10 protein-coding genes are annotated in these 17,626 nt (G+C 69.9%); 6 read left to right on the top strand and 4 right to left on the bottom strand.

All coding sequences use genetic code 11. The features are described 5' to 3' along the window. Nucleotides 1-21: 21 nt before the first annotated feature. From ASF51_RS03555 to ASF51_RS03545, 3 genes are all read left to right on the top strand, one after another. Nucleotides 22-3,570: a bifunctional proline dehydrogenase/L-glutamate gamma-semialdehyde dehydrogenase gene (locus ASF51_RS03555; protein WP_200926081.1), complete on the top strand. Its 3,549-nt coding sequence runs from the start codon at nt 22-24 to the stop codon at nt 3,568-3,570. 109 nt (nt 3,571-3,679) lie between these two features. After that, entirely contained in the window at nt 3,680-6,769 is a 3,090-nt protein-coding gene (locus ASF51_RS03550; RefSeq protein WP_055925237.1) for an aminotransferase class III-fold pyridoxal phosphate-dependent enzyme, read from the top strand. 35 nt (nt 6,770-6,804) lie between these two features. Continuing rightward, on the top strand, nt 6,805-8,067 hold the full coding sequence (locus ASF51_RS03545; RefSeq protein WP_055925234.1) for an APC family permease: 1,263 nt from the start codon (nt 6,805-6,807) through the stop codon (nt 8,065-8,067). A 57-nt stretch (nt 8,068-8,124) separates the two neighbouring features. On the opposite strand, the gene ASF51_RS03540 is transcribed toward ASF51_RS03545, so the two are convergent. Then, nucleotides 8,125-13,101 carry a DUF4011 domain-containing protein gene (locus ASF51_RS03540; RefSeq protein ID WP_055925231.1) on the bottom strand — a complete coding sequence of 1,659 codons (4,977 nt, stop codon included), beginning with the start codon at nt 13,099-13,101 and terminating at the stop codon, nt 8,125-8,127. 166 nt (nt 13,102-13,267) lie between these two features. Between ASF51_RS03540 and ASF51_RS03535 the strand changes: the two genes are divergently transcribed. After that, nucleotides 13,268-13,624, top strand: a complete 357-nt coding sequence (locus ASF51_RS03535) for a hypothetical protein (RefSeq protein ID WP_055925228.1) — start codon at nt 13,268-13,270, stop codon at nt 13,622-13,624. A 30-nt stretch (nt 13,625-13,654) separates the two neighbouring features. Here ASF51_RS03535 and ASF51_RS03530 read toward each other — a convergent pair whose 3' ends face one another. The 3 genes from ASF51_RS03530 to ASF51_RS03520 are packed head-to-tail and all read right to left on the bottom strand — an operon-like array spanning nt 13,655 to nt 15,290. Next, a complete protein-coding gene (locus ASF51_RS03530) occupies nt 13,655-14,035 on the bottom strand; it encodes a GntR family transcriptional regulator (protein ID WP_055925225.1) in 381 nt (126 codons plus the stop codon). Then, nucleotides 14,028-14,843, bottom strand: a complete 816-nt coding sequence (locus ASF51_RS03525; RefSeq protein WP_369797280.1) for a GTP pyrophosphokinase family protein — start codon at nt 14,841-14,843, stop codon at nt 14,028-14,030. The genes ASF51_RS03530 and ASF51_RS03525 overlap by 8 nt, the downstream gene beginning before the upstream one ends. Before the next feature lie 18 nt (nt 14,844-14,861). Continuing rightward, the gene (locus ASF51_RS03520; protein WP_055925222.1) at nt 14,862-15,290 is read right to left on the bottom strand and encodes an Lrp/AsnC family transcriptional regulator; all 429 of its coding nucleotides are present in this window, start codon (nt 15,288-15,290) and stop codon (nt 14,862-14,864) included. A 180-nt stretch (nt 15,291-15,470) separates the two neighbouring features. On the opposite strand from ASF51_RS03520, the gene ddaH reads away from it, so the two are divergent. Together ddaH and rocD are read left to right on the top strand one after the other, a co-directional pair. Continuing rightward, nucleotides 15,471-16,358, top strand: coding sequence for a dimethylargininase (ddaH, locus tag ASF51_RS03515; protein WP_055925219.1), 888 nt, complete (start codon nt 15,471-15,473; stop codon nt 16,356-16,358). After that, nucleotides 16,358-17,587, top strand: a complete 1,230-nt coding sequence (rocD, locus tag ASF51_RS03510) for an ornithine--oxo-acid transaminase (protein ID WP_055927831.1) — start codon at nt 16,358-16,360, stop codon at nt 17,585-17,587. Before ddaH ends, rocD begins: the two co-directional genes overlap by 1 nt. Nucleotides 17,588-17,626 lie beyond the last annotated feature (39 nt).

Here is a 17,626-nt window from a genome sequence, read left to right as displayed (position 1 = left end):
CCCACGCCATATCCTCGAAGAGTGACCTCTGCGAACCCGAACTCGCCCGAATTCGAGGCCGACCCGAGCCTGACCCCCGTCGATCTCGCGGCACCGGCGATCGCCCTCGTGCGCCGCTGGCTCGACGAATCGAAAGACGTCGAGCCCGACCCCTCGGCCGAGCGCCTCGCGGGGGTTCTCGAAGATCCCGACGGCCTCGCCTTCACAGTGGGCTTCGTCGACGGTGTCGCGCGCCCCGAAGACCTGGCGGTCGCCGCCAAGAACCTGCAGGCCCTCGGCAGTCGGGTGCCCGCTTTCCTGCCCTGGTACCTGCGCAGCGCGGTCGCCGCCGGAGGCGTCTTCGGCGAGGTCGTTCCCGGAGTGGTGGTTCCCGCGGCGCGCAAGGTTCTGCGGCAGATGGTCGCACACCTGGTGATCGACGCGACCCCGGCGAGGCTGGGCGCGGCGATCGAGAAACTGCGCGCCGACGGCTCGCGGCTGAACCTCAACCTGCTCGGCGAGGCTGTTCTCGGCTCGGCCGAGGCCAGGCGTCGACTGGAGGGCACCGAGAAACTGCTCGCCCGAGACGACGTCGACTACGTGTCGGTGAAGGTGTCGGCGATCGCCAGCGACCTCTCGATGTGGGCGTTCGACGAGACGGTCGAGCGCGTCGCCGAGACCCTGCTGCCGCTGTATCGCATCGCTCTCCCCACGAACAAGTTCATCAACCTCGACATGGAGGAGTACCGCGATCTCGACCTGACCCTTGCGGTGTTCATGAGGATCCTCGACCGCGAAGAGCTGCTCGGCTACTCGGGCGGCATCGTGCTGCAGGCCTATCTGCCGGATGCGCTGGGCGCGATGCAGCGCTTGCAGACCTGGGCGGCCGAGCGTCGTTCCCGGGGCGGGGCTCCCATCAAGGTGCGCGTCGTGAAGGGCGCCAACCTCGCCATGGAGCACGTCGACGCGGCCCTCCACGGCTGGCCGCTCGCCACCTTCGACAGCAAGCGCGAGACCGACACGAACTACAAGCGGGTGCTCGAGTGGGCCCTGACCCCCGAGCGCACCGACGCCGTGCGCATCGGAGTCGCGGGTCACAACCTGTTCGACATCGCGCTCGCATGGCTGCTCGCCAAGCACCGCGGGGTGACCGACAGCATCGACTTCGAGATGCTGCTCGGCATGGCCACGGGCCAGGCCGACGCTGTGCGCCGCGAGGTGGGCGCGCTGCTGCTCTACACACCCGTCGTGCACCCCAAGGAGTTCGACGTGGCGATCAGCTACCTCGTGCGCCGACTCGAAGAGAATGCCAGCGACGAGAACTTCATGTCGAGCGTGTTCGACATCGCCGCCAGCGACACCGTGTTCGAGCGCGAGAAGAACCGCTTTCTGGCGTCTGTGGATGCGTTGGAATCTGAGCGGTTCCCTTCGACAGGCTCAGGGAACGGGACAGGCGCAGGGAACGGGAGCGGCTCAGGGAACGGGAGCGGCTCAGGGAACGGGAACGCGGCCAACCGCACGCAGGACCGCGGTGACCTCTCCGAGCTCGCCCGCGCGAACGCCTTCGAGAACACGGCCGACACCGATCCGTCGCTGGCGGCCAACCGCAGCTGGGGCCGTCGCATCCTGTCTCTTGTCGGGCCCGGCAACCGCATCGGCGTCGACACCATCGACGCGGCCGTGGTGACCGATCCCGCGGTTCTGGATGGCATCATCCACTCGGTGCGCGAGGCGGGGGCCCGTTGGGGCGCGCAGACCGGCGCCGAGCGCGCGGCCGTGCTGCGCCGGGCCGCGCTGGCGCTCGAGGCCAACCGCGACCGGCTGATCGAGGTCATGGCCTCGGAGACCGGCAAGACCATCGCGGAGGGCGACCCCGAGGTGAGCGAGGCGGTCGACTTCGCGAACTACTACGCCGAGCGCGCTGAGGAGCTCGACCGGGTCGACGGGGCCGTGTTCGTGCCGTCTGCGCTCACCGTCGTGACGCCTCCGTGGAACTTCCCCGTGGCCATCCCCGCGGGCGGTGTTCTGGCCGCCCTCGCCGCCGGCAGCGGAGTCGTCATCAAGCCGGCACCGCAGGCACGCCGATCGGCCGCCGTGCTGGTCGAGGCCCTGTGGGAGTCGGGCATCCCACGCGAGCTGCTCGCGCTCGTCGACATCGAGGAGGGCGACCTCGGCCAGAGGCTCATCTCCCACGAGCTCGTCGACCGCGTGATCCTCACCGGCGCCTACGAGACCGCGAAGCTGTTCCGCTCGTGGCGGCCGGAGCTGCCTCTTCTCGCCGAGACGAGCGGTAAGAACGCCATCGTCGTGACGCCCGCCGCCGACCTCGACCTCGCCGTGGCCGACATCGTGAAGAGCGCCTTCGGCCACGCCGGCCAGAAGTGCTCGGCCGCGTCTCTCGTGATCCTCGTGGGGTCGGTGGCGCGTTCCGAACGTTTTCACCGGCAGCTCGTGGATGCGGTGTCGTCGCTGCGGGTCGGCTACGCATCCGACCCGCTCACCGAGATGGGCCCGCTCATCGAGCCCGCCGAGGGCAAGCTGCTCGAGGGGCTCACCACGCTCGGACCGGGCGAGAAGTGGCTCGCCGAGCCGGTGCGGCGCAGCTCCGACGGGCGACTCTGGACCCCGGGGGTGCGCGAGGGCGTGCTGCCGGCCTCGACGTTCCACACCACCGAGTACTTCGGCCCCGTTCTGGGCATCATGCACGCGTCGACGCTCGAACAGGCCGTCGAGTACCAGAACGGCACCGACTACGGACTGACCGCCGGGCTGCACTCCCTCGACCCGGCCGAGGTCGAGCAGTGGCTGGCCACGGTCGAGGCGGGCAACCTCTATGTGAACCGCGGAATCACCGGTGCCATCGTGCAGCGCCAGCCGTTCGGAGGGTGGAAGCGCTCCGCCGTGGGCGCGGGCGCCAAGGCCGGCGGCCCGAACTACCTCGTGCACCTCGGATCGTGGGTCACCGAGCCGGGTGAGCCCAGCGAGGGCCTCAGCAACGCGGGGCTCGACGGTCGCGTCGGCGCTCTGCTCGACTCGGCGCAGGCCGGCCTCGACTGGACCAGCTTCGACCTCGCCCGGCGCGGGGCGAAGAGCGACGCGGTCGCCTGGTCGCAGTCGTTCGCGCCCGTCGACCGCTCAGGCCTCGGCGTCGAGCGCAACGTGCTGCGCTACCGGCCCGTTCCGGTCACGGTGCGGCTCTCCGACGACGGTGAACGGCACGAGCTGCTGCGCGTGCTGTCGGCGGCGACGCTGGCCCGGTCGAAGGTCACCCTGTCGTCGGCGCACAAGCTTCCCCGGCCGATGCGAGCGCTGCTCAAGGAGTGGGCCGTTCGCGTGGTCATCGAGAACGACGAGGCGTGGCTCGCCCGTGTGGCTGCGGAAGGGGTCTCGACCCCGCGCATCCGGCTGATCGGCGGCTCGGCTGCCGCTCTGGCCGCGGCCCTGGGTGACGAACCGGATGTCGCGGTGTACGCCGGCGAGGTCACTCGCGCCGGCCGCATCGAGCTGCTGCCGTTCCTGCGCGAGCAGGCCGTCTCGATCACGAACCACCGGTTCGGCAACCCGAGCACCCTGAGCGACGGACTGCTGTAGCTCGCGACTTCGAGTTGCCTTTTGCGGCCACGCGAGTTGGCATCGTGGCGCGGTCGAGCGGCGCGAAGTGTCATCTCGGCGAGGCGGGCCGGTGCGGGATGATGGGGGCATGAGCTCTGGCACCTTCGACTTCTTCGCGCAGGACGAGCTGCCGGGGCCGGCGCTCACTCTCGGCGAGGCGCAGCGGATCGCCCACGAGAAGTTCTGCATCGACGGCGTCGCCAGCGAGCTGGGCAGCCAGCAGGACGCGAACTTCCTGCTGATCGACGAACAGGGTCAGCGCGCCGTTCTCAAGATCGCGAACCCCGCGTTTTCGCGTCTCGAGCTCGAGGCGCAGGATGCGGCGACCCGCCATCTCGCCGAGCGGCAGCCCGGGCTGCGGCTGCCGATCTCGCGGGCCGGGGCATCCGGGGCCACGATCGAGACGGTCGACGTGGGCGGCGAGCCCATGCTCGCCCGGGTGATCGAGCACCTCGGCGGGGGCACCCTCTCGGGAGGCGGCTACCTTCCCCCGGCGGCCGTCGCGAGCCTCGGGGAGGTGGCCGCGCGCGTGTCGTCGGGCCTCGCCGACTTCGCGCATCCGGGTACCGAACGCACCCTGCAGTGGGACCTGCGGCATGCGGCCGCGGTCGTCGACCGGCTCGCCCCCTACATCTCCGACGGGTCCCGGCGAGCAGCAGTGCTGGATGCCACGGCCCGGGCCTCGGCGGCCGTCGCCACCCTCGCCGGCCGGCTTCCCGTGCAGGCGATCCACGGCGACGTGGCCGACGACAATGTGGTGTGCACGGTGTCGGCCGAGGGCTACCGGGTGGCCGACGGCGTGATTGACTTCGGCGACGTGATGACCTCGTGGCGCGTGGCCGAACTGGCCGTCGCGATCTCGTCGGTGCTGCATCACGCGGGCGCCTCCCCGCTCACGGCGCTGCCCGCGGTGCGCGCCTTCCACGCGATCGCGTCGCTCACGGGCGACGAGGTCGACGCCCTCTGGGCGCTCGTGGTTCTGCGCGGAGCCGTGCTCGTGGCCAGCGGAAACCAGCAGGCATCCATCGACGAGGGCAACGACTACGCGACCGGCGCCGTCGAGCACGAGTGGCGCATCTTCGAGGTCGCCGACAGCGTTCCGCTCGCCGTGATGACGGGCGTTCTGCGCGAGGCACTGGGTCTGGGTGCGCTGGGTTTGGATGGGCCGGGCTCGGATGGGCTGGGCGCGGCGACCTCGCCGGCGACGGTTCCGCCCGTGGTCGCGCCGCTCCTGCCTGCGCTCGATCCCTCTGCGCCGGCGGTGCTCTCGCTCTCGAGCGATTCCGACGAGATGAACGAGGGCCGCTGGCTTGCGGCGTCGGTAGAGTTCGACGCCGCCCGGCGCCTGCTCGCGACGGGCGCGGATGCCGTGATCACCCCGTACGGGGAGCGTCGGCTCTCGCGGTCTGCCGCCATGTCGCCGGAGGCCCCCGCCGTGGCCGCGCTGTCGACCTCGGTGTTCCTGCCGGTGCCGACCGCTGTGCACGCTCCCTGGTCTGGACGCCTCGAGCGCCGCGACGACGCGGTGGAGCTGGTGTCGCGCGGAGTCAGACTGGTGCTCCGCGGCGTCGACACGGGAGTTGCCTCGGGCACGCAGCTGCGGGCGGGCCAGCAGCTCGGAACGACGGCCGTCGTCGCGGCCGGGCTGTCGGCGCTGTCGGTTCAGCTCGTGACGATCGACGGGGCCGCGCCGGAGTTCGTGCAGAGTGCGCTGTTCGCCGGGTGGAGCGTGGTGAGCCCGGATGCGACGTACCTGCTGGGCCAGTCGTTCCCTGAGCCTGTCGAAGGGGAAGGGGCAGTCGACACGGGTTCCCTTCGACAAGCTCAGGGAACGGGCGCTGCTCAGGGAACGGAGGCCGCTCAGGGAACGGGCACCCCGTTGCTCGAGCGCCGCGCAGCCGTCTTCGCCGATGTGCAGGAGCACTACTACGCCGATCCGCCCCGCATCGAGCGCGGCTGGAGGCACACCCTCGTCGACACCGACGCCCGCTGCTATCTCGACATGGTGAACAACGTCGCCTCGGTCGGCCACGCGCATCCGAGAATCGCCGAAGCCGCGTACCGCCAGCTGCAGCGGTTCAACAGCAACTCGCGGTTCAACTACTCCTCTGTCGTCGAGCTCTCCGAGAGGCTCACGGCCCTGCTGCCCGACCCGCTCGACACGGTGTTCCTCGTGAACTCGGGCTCGGAGGCCGACGACCTGGCGCTGCGCATCGCGTGGGCATGGAGCGGACGGCAGGACGTCGTCTCGGTGCGCGAGGCGTACCACGGCTGGACCTTCGCGACCGATGCCGTGTCGACCTCGGTGGCCGACAACCCCGACGCCCTCGAGACGAGGCCCGACTGGGTGCACACCGTGCCGGCCCCGAACGCATACCGGGGCGAACTGCGCGGTGCCGACGCGACCCACTACGCGGGCCGAGCGGCCGCCGAGATCCGCGAGCTGACGGCATCCGGTCACCCGCCCGCGGCGTTTCTCGCCGAGGCCTTCTACGGGAACGCGGGAGGGATGCCGCTGCCCGACGGCTACCTTGCCGAGGTCTACGCGGCCGTGCGCGAGGCCGGCGGGCTGGCGATCGCCGACGAAGTGCAGGTGGGCTACGGCCGACTGGGCGAGTGGTTCTGGGGTTTCGAGCAGCAGGGGGTGGTTCCCGACATCGTGACGATCGCGAAGGCGATGGGCAACGGGCATCCGCTCGGAGCGGTGATCACGAGCCGCGAGGTGGCCGACAACTACCGCAACCAGGGGTACTTCTTCTCGTCTGCCGGAGGATCGCCGGTGTCGAGCGTCATCGGCCTGGCCGTTCTCGACATCCTGCGCGACGAGGGACTCCAGGAGAACGCGCGCGTCGTCGGAGGGCACTTGCGCTCGCGACTCGGCGCGCTCGGAGACGCACACGAGCTGGTGGGCGCGGTGCACGGATCCGGCCTCTATCTCGGCCTCGAGTTCGTGACCTCGCGCGAGACTCTCGAGCCGGCGACGCGCGAGACCGCGGCGATCTGCGAGCGGATGCGCGAGCTCGGCGTGATCATCCAGGCCACGGGCGACCGCCAGAACATCCTCAAGATCAAGCCGCCGCTGACCCTCACGATCGAGGCGGCGGACTACTTCGTCGACATGCTCGACCGGGTGCTCGCCGAGGGGTTCGGCTTCGACGAGAGGCGCCGCTCGGCGTGAGCGCCCCGTTAATCCGACTGCGCTAGCGTGCGGTCGTGACTTCACCGCGACTGGCCCGTCGACTCACGCTGGGCGACGCCGTCTTCATCGGCCTCGGATCGATGATCGGCGCCGGCGTCTTCGCCGTGTTCCAGCCCGCCGCGCAGACCGCGGGCGTCGGCCTGCTCGTGGGTCTGGCGATCGCGGCCGTCGTCGCGTTCTGCAATGCGCACTCCTCTGCGCGGCTCGCGGCGCAGTACCCCTCGGCCGGCGGAACCTACGTCTACGGCCGCGAGCTCCTCGGACCATGGTGGGGGTTCGCCGCCGGCTGGAGCTTCGTCGTCGGCAAGGTCGCCAGCTCGGCCGCCATGGCGATGACCTTCGCGGCCTACGCAGTGCCGTCTCCGTGGTCGCGCCTGGCCGCCGTCGCGGTGGTCGTCGTGCTGGTCACGGTGAACCTCTTCGGAATCACGCGCACCGCGTTTCTCACCCGGCTGATCGTGGTGCCGGTGCTGGCCCTGCTCGCCGTGGTCGTCGCATCCGGCCTTCTCGGATCGGCACCGAGCGGCCCGGGCGCCGACGCTCTCGCGGGCCCGTCGGGCGATGCCTTCGCCGTGCTGCAGTCGGCGGGCCTGCTGTTCTTCGCCTTCGCGGGGTACGCGCGCATCGCGACCCTCGGCGAGGAGGTACGCGACCCGGCCCGCACGATTCCGCGGGCGATCGGCATCGCCTTCGCTGTCGTCGTGGTCGTCTACGCCGCCGTCGGAGTGACGGCGCTCGGTGCCCTCGGCGCATCCGGTCTCGCGGCCAGCGACAACCCGCTCGTCGATGTCGTGACGGCCAATGGATGGGCGTGGGCCTCGCCGCTGGTGCGCATCGGGGCCGCTCTCGCCTCGCTCGGCGCGCTGCTGGCGCTCATCACCGGAATCGGTCGCACGAGCTTCGCCATGGCGCGCGAGGGAGACCTGCCGCGCTGGTTCAGCGCCGTGCATGCCCGCTACAGCACGCCGTATCGGGCGGAGATCGCGGTCGGCATCGTGGTGGTCGTGCTGGTGCTCGTCGCTGATCTGCGCGGAGTGATCGCCTTCTCGTCGTTCGGCGTTCTGCTGTACTACTTCGTGGCCAACGTGGCGGCGTTCCGGCAGCGCCGCGAGCTGCCGTGGGTTCGGATGCGCACTGTCGGGCGCGTGGTGAGTGTCGTCGGCGCGATCGGCTGCGCGGTGCTCGTCGTCACGCTGCCCCTGCCGGCCATCGTGACCGGTGCCGCAGTGGTTCTCGCCGGCTTCGCACTGCGGGCCCTGCGGATGAGTCGTGTCTAATTCAGGAGGAGTGCGTCACCGTGTGGATAGTGGCGACGGCCGCGCTCTCCTCCTGAATCAGTCGCGGGCAGCGGCGCGAACGAGGCGTGAGCCCTGGCGCTGCACCCGGTTCTGCGAGAGCGCGAGCTCGAGGCCGCGCTCGATCCACACGCGGGTCGACTCGGTGAGTCGCGAGTAGCCGAGAACCGACGCCGTCTCGCGCAGCAGCTCGTCGGAGTCGATGCTGAGCGACTCGGCGAGCAGCAGCTCGATCGCGTTCGAGATCTCCTGCGGGCTCACGTCGGTCACGGGACGAATGGCGGTCGAAGAGGTGCGACGCGCCCCCCTCCAGGTCGACGCGTCGAGCCCGGCGGGCCACACGAAGTCGTCGGGCGAGATCGCGAACGCTCCGCGCACGGTCTGCTGCAGCAGTTCACGCTTCGCGTCGCCGACGCGGCTGTAGTCGAAGCGGCGCGCGATCGTCGACACCAGTCGGTCGACGGGTATCGGCCCCTCCACCTCGAGGATGCTCGCCGCCTCGGTCTCGATGATCGGCACGGCGTCGAGGTTGTCGAGCTTCGACTGCGGGTACACCGCACTGTCGTCGGCCGGCTCGAACACGGGAAGTTCGCGCGCCAGAGTAGACGTCGACGCGGTCGTGGGGAACGCCCTCTCGGCCCGCGCATCCTCGGCGGCCCGGTCGGCGGCCTTGCCTGCGTCGCGCGTGGCCTCCACCGCATCCGCGTCGGGCAGGCGTGCACTCGCCGGGTGATCGACGGCCACGACGATCCGGGCGATCAGGGCGCTGCGGTCCCGGATCCACGCCGGCAGCCAGGCGCGGATGACCGCGGGCCACGACATCACGTCGACGAGCAGGTTCGGCGCGCCGTCACGGTCGCTCACCGTGGGGCGCGATGCCCAGCCGGGTCCGTCGACCATCACGGCGACGGCCCAAGACGACGATCCGCGGTGCCGCACGGCGAGGTCGACCGTGAACGACGAGAGTCCGAGGCCGGTCTCCACCTCGAGTCCGCGATCGCGCAGCGCGGTGGCGAGCTCGTCGACGAAGCGTCCCTGGTTGCCGGTGACGGCATCCTGCGCCCCGCCCCGGCCGCCGCCCGGAAGCGCGCCCGCGCTGCGGGTCGCCGCGAACTCGAGATACGACTTGAGGTCGGCGATTCCCTGGGCGCGCGATCGGGTGAGCTGGATGTCGGCCGCGTCGAACGAGCTGAACAGCACCACCTGCCGCTTCGCGCGGGTGACCGCCACGTTGAGCCGGCGCTCGCCGCCGGGCAGGTTGAGAGGCCCGAAGTTCAGGGGCAGGATGCCCGTGGCCAGGTCTTTCGAGAACGCGAGCGAGAACAGAATGGTGTCGCGCTCGTCGCCCTGCACGTTCTCGAGGTTCTTCACGAAGAGCTCGGAGCCGGGGGCGGCGAGCAGCGCCTTCTGGATCACCGGGTCGGTGCTGTCCTCGAGCTTGTCGAGGATGAGGTCGCGCTGCTGCACGTTGAAGCACACGACGCCGATCGACTCGCGCATCGTCGAAGGCGCCCGCAGCCGAGCCACGATCTCGTCGACGATGGCCTGCGCCTCGACCTCGTTCGTGCGGGTGCGCCCGCGGTCGAACGTGCCGTCGACCCGGCGCCAGCTGAGCCCGGTGCCGCCGGCGCCGGCCGACGCGCCGGAACCGGCCCCCGCAGCCGCCGCGCCGCTGAGCGGCGACGGCAGGCTCACGAGCTTGTTGCCGTAGTAGGCGGCGTTCGAGAACGCGATGAGGCTCTCGTCCTGGCTGCGATAGTGCCAGTTGAGCCAGAGCTGAGGCAGCCCGGACTCCACCGACTCGGTGAGGATCGACTCGAGGTCTTCGACCACCAGCGGTTCGTCGCGTTCGGGGGCCGGGGTGTCGGGACCCGTCGCATCCACCTGCATGATGCGCGTGGGAGGCATCTGCTTCGAGTCGCCCACCACGATCACGGCCTTGCCGCGCCCCATCGCCCCGATGGCCTGAGGCACCCTGATCTGCGACGCCTCGTCGAAGATCACGAGGTCGAATTCGATGCTGTCGGGGTCGAGGAAGTGCGCCACCGAGCCCGGGCTCATAAGGAACACGGGCACGATCGACGTGAGCGCGCGCGGGTAGCGGCGTGCCACCTCGCGGAAGGCGAGGCCGCCGCGCTTGCGCTCGATCTGGCGGGCGAGCTCGGCGACCTCGCCGCGCAGCTCGTCGGCGTCGAAGGGTCGGGCCGCCAGAAGTTCGGAGGCGAGTTCGCCGCGCAGCTGCTCGCGCACGAGCGCGCCCTGGTCGCGGTAGGCCGACACATGCCGATCCTGTGCGTCGCCGTCGAAGGTGTCGAGGTTCGCCGCGCGCAGCCGCTCCTCGAGCGACGCCGTGGCGAGACCCCGCATCAGGGCCTCGGATGCGTCGGTCGGCTCGATCTGGCCCGTCGCCAGCTGCGTGCTGAAGCCGGCCAGGCCCAGTTCGCGCAGGTGCTCGAGCTGGCGCCGCGTCTCGGTGAAACGCTGCAGCTGCAGCAGCCCGGTGGCGCGCACGTCGATCAGCCAGGCCACCTCGTCGGTGGCCCAGGACGAGACCCAGTCGCGTCCGTGCGTCCACTGGCGCACGGTCAGTCCGGTCGCGCCGACGGCGGCGAGCCAGCGGTTCCAGCTCGCGTCGATGTCGCGCACGATGGCGGCGTCGGCGTCGGTCGTTCCAGTGGCGCCCGCGCCCGCGCCGTCGCCTGCGCCCGCGGAGACCCAGCTCCAGGCCCTCGGGGTGCGCTTCGCCAGCCAGACGGAGCCGAGCGAGGTGCGCACGGCCGTGTCGAGGGCGGTCTTCGCCTCGGGCGCGTAGGGCTGCCAGCCGGCCGGAAGAACGAGACCCGCCAATGCCGACGCCTGGCGCTGCAGCTCCTGCGCATCCGATCGGGCCGCCTGCAACGCCACGAGCAGCGGAGTCACGGCCTTGCCGCTCGGCTCGAAGCCGGAGCGCAGCAGGGGGCGCAGGGCGGAGCGGATCGAGCGGCGGCGCAGCTCGGGAAGGAACCACGCGCCGTCGAGCGCCGTCGAGCGCTCGACCCACTCGTCGAGTCGGGGCGCCTCGATGGCGGCCGCCGAGGCATCCGTCAGAACGGCGGCGTGCCGCTCGAGGTAGTCGGCGAGGCCCGTTCGCAGGTCGTCGGATGCCTCGCGCCAGCTCGTGCGGTCGATGGCGGCCAGCGCGTCGGCGGGCGGCAGAAGGCCTCGCGAGCGGGCGTCGAGCAGCCGCGATGCGACGGGCAGCTCGGTGGCCGGGCGCAGGTCTCCGAGAACGAGGCGCGCCTCGGGCGACAGCTCGTCGAGCCGGGGGCGCACGGCGGCAAGGTCGCGCAGCGAATCCGTGACGGGTGCGACCTGCAGCCGGGCGGGATCCGTCGCGCCGACGACGAGCCACGGGTGCGCGGGCCGCAGGCCGAAGCGCTGCGCTGCATCACGGAAGTCGCGGGCGATGATGGTGGGACTCTCGTCGGGAGTGGTGGTGAGCCAGCCCGTCGGCACGGCCGCGGTCGGGCCTTCTCCGAGTGCGGCCAGGGCGTCGTAGGCCGACCACACCGTATAGCCGAGCGCGTTCGGCGAGTGCACCCGCGTGGGATGCCGGTCGAGCTCGGCGATCGCCGCGCGCAGCCGGGTGTCGGCCAGGGCCCACGCGTGCGGATCGGTGGCCACGCGCAGCCGCAGCGACTCGCGCAGCTGCTCGCGGATCGTGTTCATCGACTGCTTCGCGCCGTGCAGCTCGAGGCTGAACGCCCCGAGCCCGATCCGATCGAGCCGTCGCTTGACGACCTCGAGGGCGGCCTGCTTCTCTGCCACGAACAGCACCGTCTTGCCCTCGGTGAGCGCGTGCGCGATGAGGTTCGTGATGGTCTGCGACTTGCCCGTGCCGGGAGGGCCCTCGAGCACGAAGGACTGACCGCTGGTAGCGCGCACCACGGCCGCCATCTGCGATCCGTCGGCCGCGATCGGCAGTCGCAGGGCCGCCTCGTCGATCGTGGGACGAGAATCGCCGGCGGGCTCCACGAACGTCTCGCCCGGACGCTCGACGAGGTGCCTGACCACGGGATTCGACAGCAGGGAGCGCCAGTTGCTGTCGATGTCCTTCCAGATCTGGAAGGTGGAGAAGCGCAGGATGGCGAGACTCACCGACTCCTCGAGCCGGTAGGGCAGCTCGGCCTCCGCGAGCTGGCGGCGGATTCCCTCGAACACCGCCTCGATGGCGAGGCCGGAGTCGTCGATCGCCGGCGAGCTCAGCTCGGTGAGGTCGAGCCCCTGCGTGGTCTGGAACCACTGCAGAAGGCACAGATTGGGCTGCGCGAGGTCGTCTCCGTCGGCCGCGAGGAAGTAGGGGGTGAACGACAGGCCGCCCGTGAGGCGCACCGGCATGAGGAACAGGGGAGCGCGCGCCTCGCGCCCATCCGGCCTCGTGTGAACCAGCGTGCCCAGCGTGAGGTACAGGTAGTTGCTGCCCGTCTCCTGCTCGAGCGACTCGGCCTCGCGCTTCATGGCGCGCAGCTGCTTGCGATGCTTCTCATCGTCGAGCTGAGAGAACAGGGTGCGAGAGGTGCGGAAGACGGCGCTCAGCTCGTCGTGCGCGAGCGGCGTGTGCGAGTCGATGCCGTCGACCCGCTTGCGGCCGGATGCGTCGAGGCCGCTCGAGAGGCGCAGCTTGCGGCCCGCGTGCACGGCGTCGTCGATGGAGGGGAGAAGGCCCGGAGGCACCACGAGGTCGAGCACCTTCTGGGTGCGCGGCATGTTCAGCAGCGGATTGCGCAGGGTGAGGTCGAGCAGGTCGCGCTTCCAGTTGCGCACCCGGGCGGGGGAGTCGTCGAGGCGCTCGAGCCTCGACAGCACCTCGGCGTCGGCCGCGTCTTCGACGGGGTTCTGGGGAGCATCCTGCACGGCGTCCTGCAGGGGGGCTTGAACGGTGGCTTCGATCGGCGCGTCCTCGACTGGGGCATCACCGTCTTTGAGCGGTCCTGCGTGCCTGGCGCGCCTGACCGGCTCGTCGGTGTTCATGTTCATGGTGCGTGTCTCTCCCCTTGCATCCAGTGTCGCCTCTGTGCGCTGGAGGAAAGATGTGCCGAGCCGTGGAGGGCGAAACCGGCGGGCCGACTGCCCTGGTTTCCATGGCAGCGGGGGGTCTGTCAAGGCGGGGTGGCCGCAGAGGGAACATCCCTACCCTCGAAGCATGAAGCACATCATGTATGCAGAGAAGACACTGATGATCGGCGATGACGCGGCCGACCTGGCGATCGAGTATGCGGCGGTGCTGGCCAACCTCAGCAAAGCCGACACGATCACGCTGAACGCCTTCGACGCCGACGGCGACACGGTTGAAGCGAAGCTGCTTCTCAACTCGGGAACCAATATCGTCGCGGCTACGAGCCACAACAGCCTCGAGGAGCCCGACAACTCGGAGGCCGTCGCGTACATTCGCGAGCAGATGGTCGCTTTGAGCTCTCCGCGCTACGCGATGCCGCACGCCGGCGGCGACAGCTCCGACGCCGTCGACATCGACATGGACTTGGACGGCATCGACCGCTAGCGCCGCAAAGGGGGTCGCGCCGCTACCCGATCAGCGCAGCTTCAGGGCCTGCGAGACCAGGTCGAGGGCCTCGTCCGAAGTCAGGCCGAGCGAGCGGGTCTTCGCCGCGTAGTCCGCCGCGGCGTGCTGCGCGGCCCGATGTGCGGCGTCGCCCTGTGCAGACACCAGCGTGCCGCCCCGGCCATGGGTCTCGACGATGCCGTCGGCCTCGAGCTCCTTGTACGCGCGGGCCACGGTGTTCGCGGCGAGGCCGAGTCGTTCGGCCAGCGCGCGCACCGGCGGCAGCCGGTAGCCCGCGGGCAGCTCGCCCGAGGTGGCGAGCTCGAGAACGTGAGCCCGCAGCTGCTCGTAGGGGGGAGTGCCGCCCGCGGCATCCACCGACCAGTCGCCGGGAAACCCGGCGTCAGGCATCGGATGCCTCCGGCCGCTCGGGCGCGTCGGTGTCGGCCCGCCCACGGTCGGCCAGCGACTCGAGCAGCGCCTTCGGAACGATGAGCCGCTCGAGGTCGCCGAACGGAACCGCACCCTCGTCGGCCCGGTCGTCGGCGCTGTTGCTGAGCGCCCGCACCTGCGTGTGCAGGTTCTGCATCTTGAGGTCGAGGCGGTTCGCCGTGTCTGCCGCATCTTTCAGCTCGTCGAGCAGCGTGGCCGGAACCTCGCGGTTGTACTTGTAGTAGATCTTGTGCTCGAGGCTCGCCCAGAAGTCCATGGCGATGGTGCGGATCTGGATCTCGACCGGAACCTGCTCCACCCTGTCGGACATGAAGACGGGCACAGACACGATGAGGTGCAGGCTCGTGTAGCCGTTGGCCTTGGGGTTGGCGACGTAGTCGCGCTCGGCGATCACCGTGAGGTCGACCTGGCTCGCGAGCATGTCGCGGATCTTGTAGATGTCGCTCAGAAAGCTGCATGTGATGCGGATGCCCGCGATGTCGTGGATGCAGTCGCGGATCACCGCGGTGTCGATCGCGAGCCCCTTGCGACGCGCCTTCTCGAGAATGGAATCGGGCGACTTGAGCCTCGAGTTCACGTGCTCGATGGGGTTGTAGTCGTGCACGTGGTTGAACTCCTCGCGCAGGATGTTGATCTTCGTCATCACCTCGTCGATGCCGAACTTGTACGACATCATGAAGCGCGTGAACTCGGCCCGCAGGTCGCGGATCTCGGCCTCCGTGCGGGGCAGCTCGGTGACGGGCGGGGTGTCTGAAGGGGCGTGCACAGCGGAAGTCTGCCAGTGCTACCTGCGGATCAGGTTCGAGAGCACGATGGCGCTGCGGGTGTGATCGACGTTCGGCGCGATGCGCACCTTCTCGAGGGCCAGCTCCAGGCTCGGGATGTCGCGCGAGCGCATGTGCACGATGGCGTCGGCGCTGCCCGTGACGGTTCCCGCATCGACGACCTCGGGCACAGACGAGAGGATGCGCTTGAGCTCGGCGGGCGCGACCGTCCCGCGGCAGAACAGCTCGACATACGCCTCGGTGACCGTGCCGTCGAGGGTGGGGTCGAGCTGAATCGTGAAGCCGCGGATGATGCCGCTGCCCACGAGCCGGTCGATGCGTCTCTTCACCGCCGAGGCGGAGAGCCCGATGACCTGCCCGATATCGCCGTACCCGGTGCGGGAATTCAGCTTGAGCAGGTCGAGAATCTTGTAGTCCAGGGCGTCCATACCCCGAGGATACGCGGAATTGTTGCACGGGCAGGGAGTTCGCGCACAAGAACAGCGTTGAACGATAGTCACGCGCGGATTGCCGCATGCAAGACTGGTCTCAGGCGTGCCCGGCTGTGCAACAGGCCTGGGCCACTGGACTCAGTCCGCCTCCCGTGACAATCCTCGGAGGAACTCCCCATGACGTCCACCCTCGAAACCTCAGGCCAGTCCGCGGCTCCCGCCCGCGTCGCCACCCCGCGCCACTACCTCATGTGCCGCCCCGACCACTTCACCGTCGCCTACCGCATCAACCCGTGGATGGATCCGGCGATTCCCACCGACACCTCGCTCGCCGTGGCCCAGTGGAACACCCTCTACGAGACCTACCTCTCGCTCGGCCACACGGTCGAGCTCATCGACCAGATCCCCGGCCTGCCCGACATGGTCTACACGGCCAACGGCGGATTCGTCATCGACAACGTCGCCTACGGCGCCCTGTTCACACATCCGGAGCGCCAGCCCGAAGGGCCGGCTTTCATGGAGTGGTTCCGCGAGCACGGCTATCAGGTCGCCGAGCCGCAGAACATCAACGAGGGCGAGGGCGACTTCCTTCTCGTCGGAGATGTGATCCTCGCGGGCACCGGGTTCCGCAGCGCATCGAACAGCCACGAGGAGATCGGCGCCCTCTATAACCGCGAGGTCGTCACGCTGAACCTCGTCGACCCCCGCTTCTACCACCTCGACACCGCGATCTCGGTGCTCGATCCGCTGACGGGTGACTCGTCGGCCAACATCGCCTACCTGCCCAGCGCCTTCGACACGGCCAGCCGCCTCGAGCTCGAGAAGCGCTTCCCCGACGCGATCCTCGTCAGCGAAGAAGACGGTGCGATCCTCGGCCTCAACTCCATCTCCGACGGCTACAACGTGGTCATCGCGAACCGCGCGGTGGGCTTCGAGAAGCAGCTGTGCGAGCGCGGCTACAACCCCATCAAGGTCGACCTCTCCGAGCTGCTGCTCGGCGGCGGCGGCGTGAAGTGCTGCACGTTGGAACTCCGCCCTTCGGCAGGCTCAGGGACCGAAAAGTGATTACGGACAGCAGTCTTTCAGTTGCTCAGGCGGCGGCCATCCGGCTCGTCGACGAGCATGCCGCGCACAACTACCACCCGCTTCAGGTGGTCGTGGAATCGGGCGACGGAGCGTGGGTCACCGATATCGACGGGCGACGCTACCTCGACTGCCTCGCGGCGTATTCGGCGGTCAACTTCGGCCACTCGAACCCCGTGCTGATCGACGCGGCCAAGGCGCAGCTCGACCGCATCACGCTGACGTCGCGCGCGTTCCACTCCGACAGGCTCGGTCCGTTCGTCACCGCCCTGGCCCAGCTCGCCGGCAAAGACATGGTGCTGCCCATGAACACGGGCGCCGAGGCCGTGGAGTCGGGCATCAAGGTCGCCCGCGCCTGGGGATACCGCGTCAAGGGCGTCGCCCCCGAACAGGCGAACATCATCGTCATGGACGGCAACTTCCACGGCCGCACCATCTCGATCATCAGCTTCTCCGACGACGCCACGGCCCGCGACGGCTTCGGCCCCTTCACGCCCGGTTTCCGCAGTGTCGCCTACGGCGATGTGGATGCGATCGCGAACGCCATCGACGAGAACACGGTCGCCGTGCTGGTCGAGCCGATCCAGGGAGAGGCGGGCATCGTGGTTCCGCCCGCGTCGTACCTGCCCACGCTGCGAGAGCTGTGCACGGAGCAGAACGTGCTCATGATCGCCGACGAGATCCAGTCGGGCCTCGGCCGCACGGGAGCCACCTTCGCGTGCGATCTCGTCGGCGTCGTTCCCGACCTCTACCTGCTGGGCAAGGCTCTCGGCGGCGGAATCGTTCCCGTCTCGGCCGTGGTCGGCAACTCCGATGTGCTCGGGGTGCTGAATCCCGGCGAGCACGGATCGACCTTCGGAGGAAACCCGCTGGCAGCCGCCGTCGGCCACGCGGTCGTCGACCTGCTGGCCACCGGCGAGTACCAGGCCCGCGCGGCCGAGCTCGGAGCGCACCTGCACTCGCGTCTGCTCTCACTCGTCGGTCGCGGCGTGGTCGAGGTTCGCGGAGCCGGCCTCTGGGCGGGCATCGACATCGATCCCGCGCTCGCGTCGGGACGTGAGGTCTGCGAGGCGCTGCTCGCCCGCGGCATCCTGGCGAAGGATACGCACGGCTCGACCATCCGTCTGGCTCCGCCGATCGTTGTCTCAAGGGAAGACCTCGACTGGCTGGTCGACGAGCTCGAGCTCACGCTGGAGTCGTTCGCGGCCTAGCCCTCTGGCTATCCGCGCCCTTTTGGTGCGTCCGCCGCC

It is taken from the genome of Agreia sp. Leaf283, from assembly GCF_001422485.1.
Lineage (GTDB): Bacteria > Actinomycetota > Actinomycetes > Actinomycetales > Microbacteriaceae > Agreia.
Note: the sequence above shows the minus strand (reverse complement) of the source record. Positions and strands in the feature narration are given on the sequence as shown.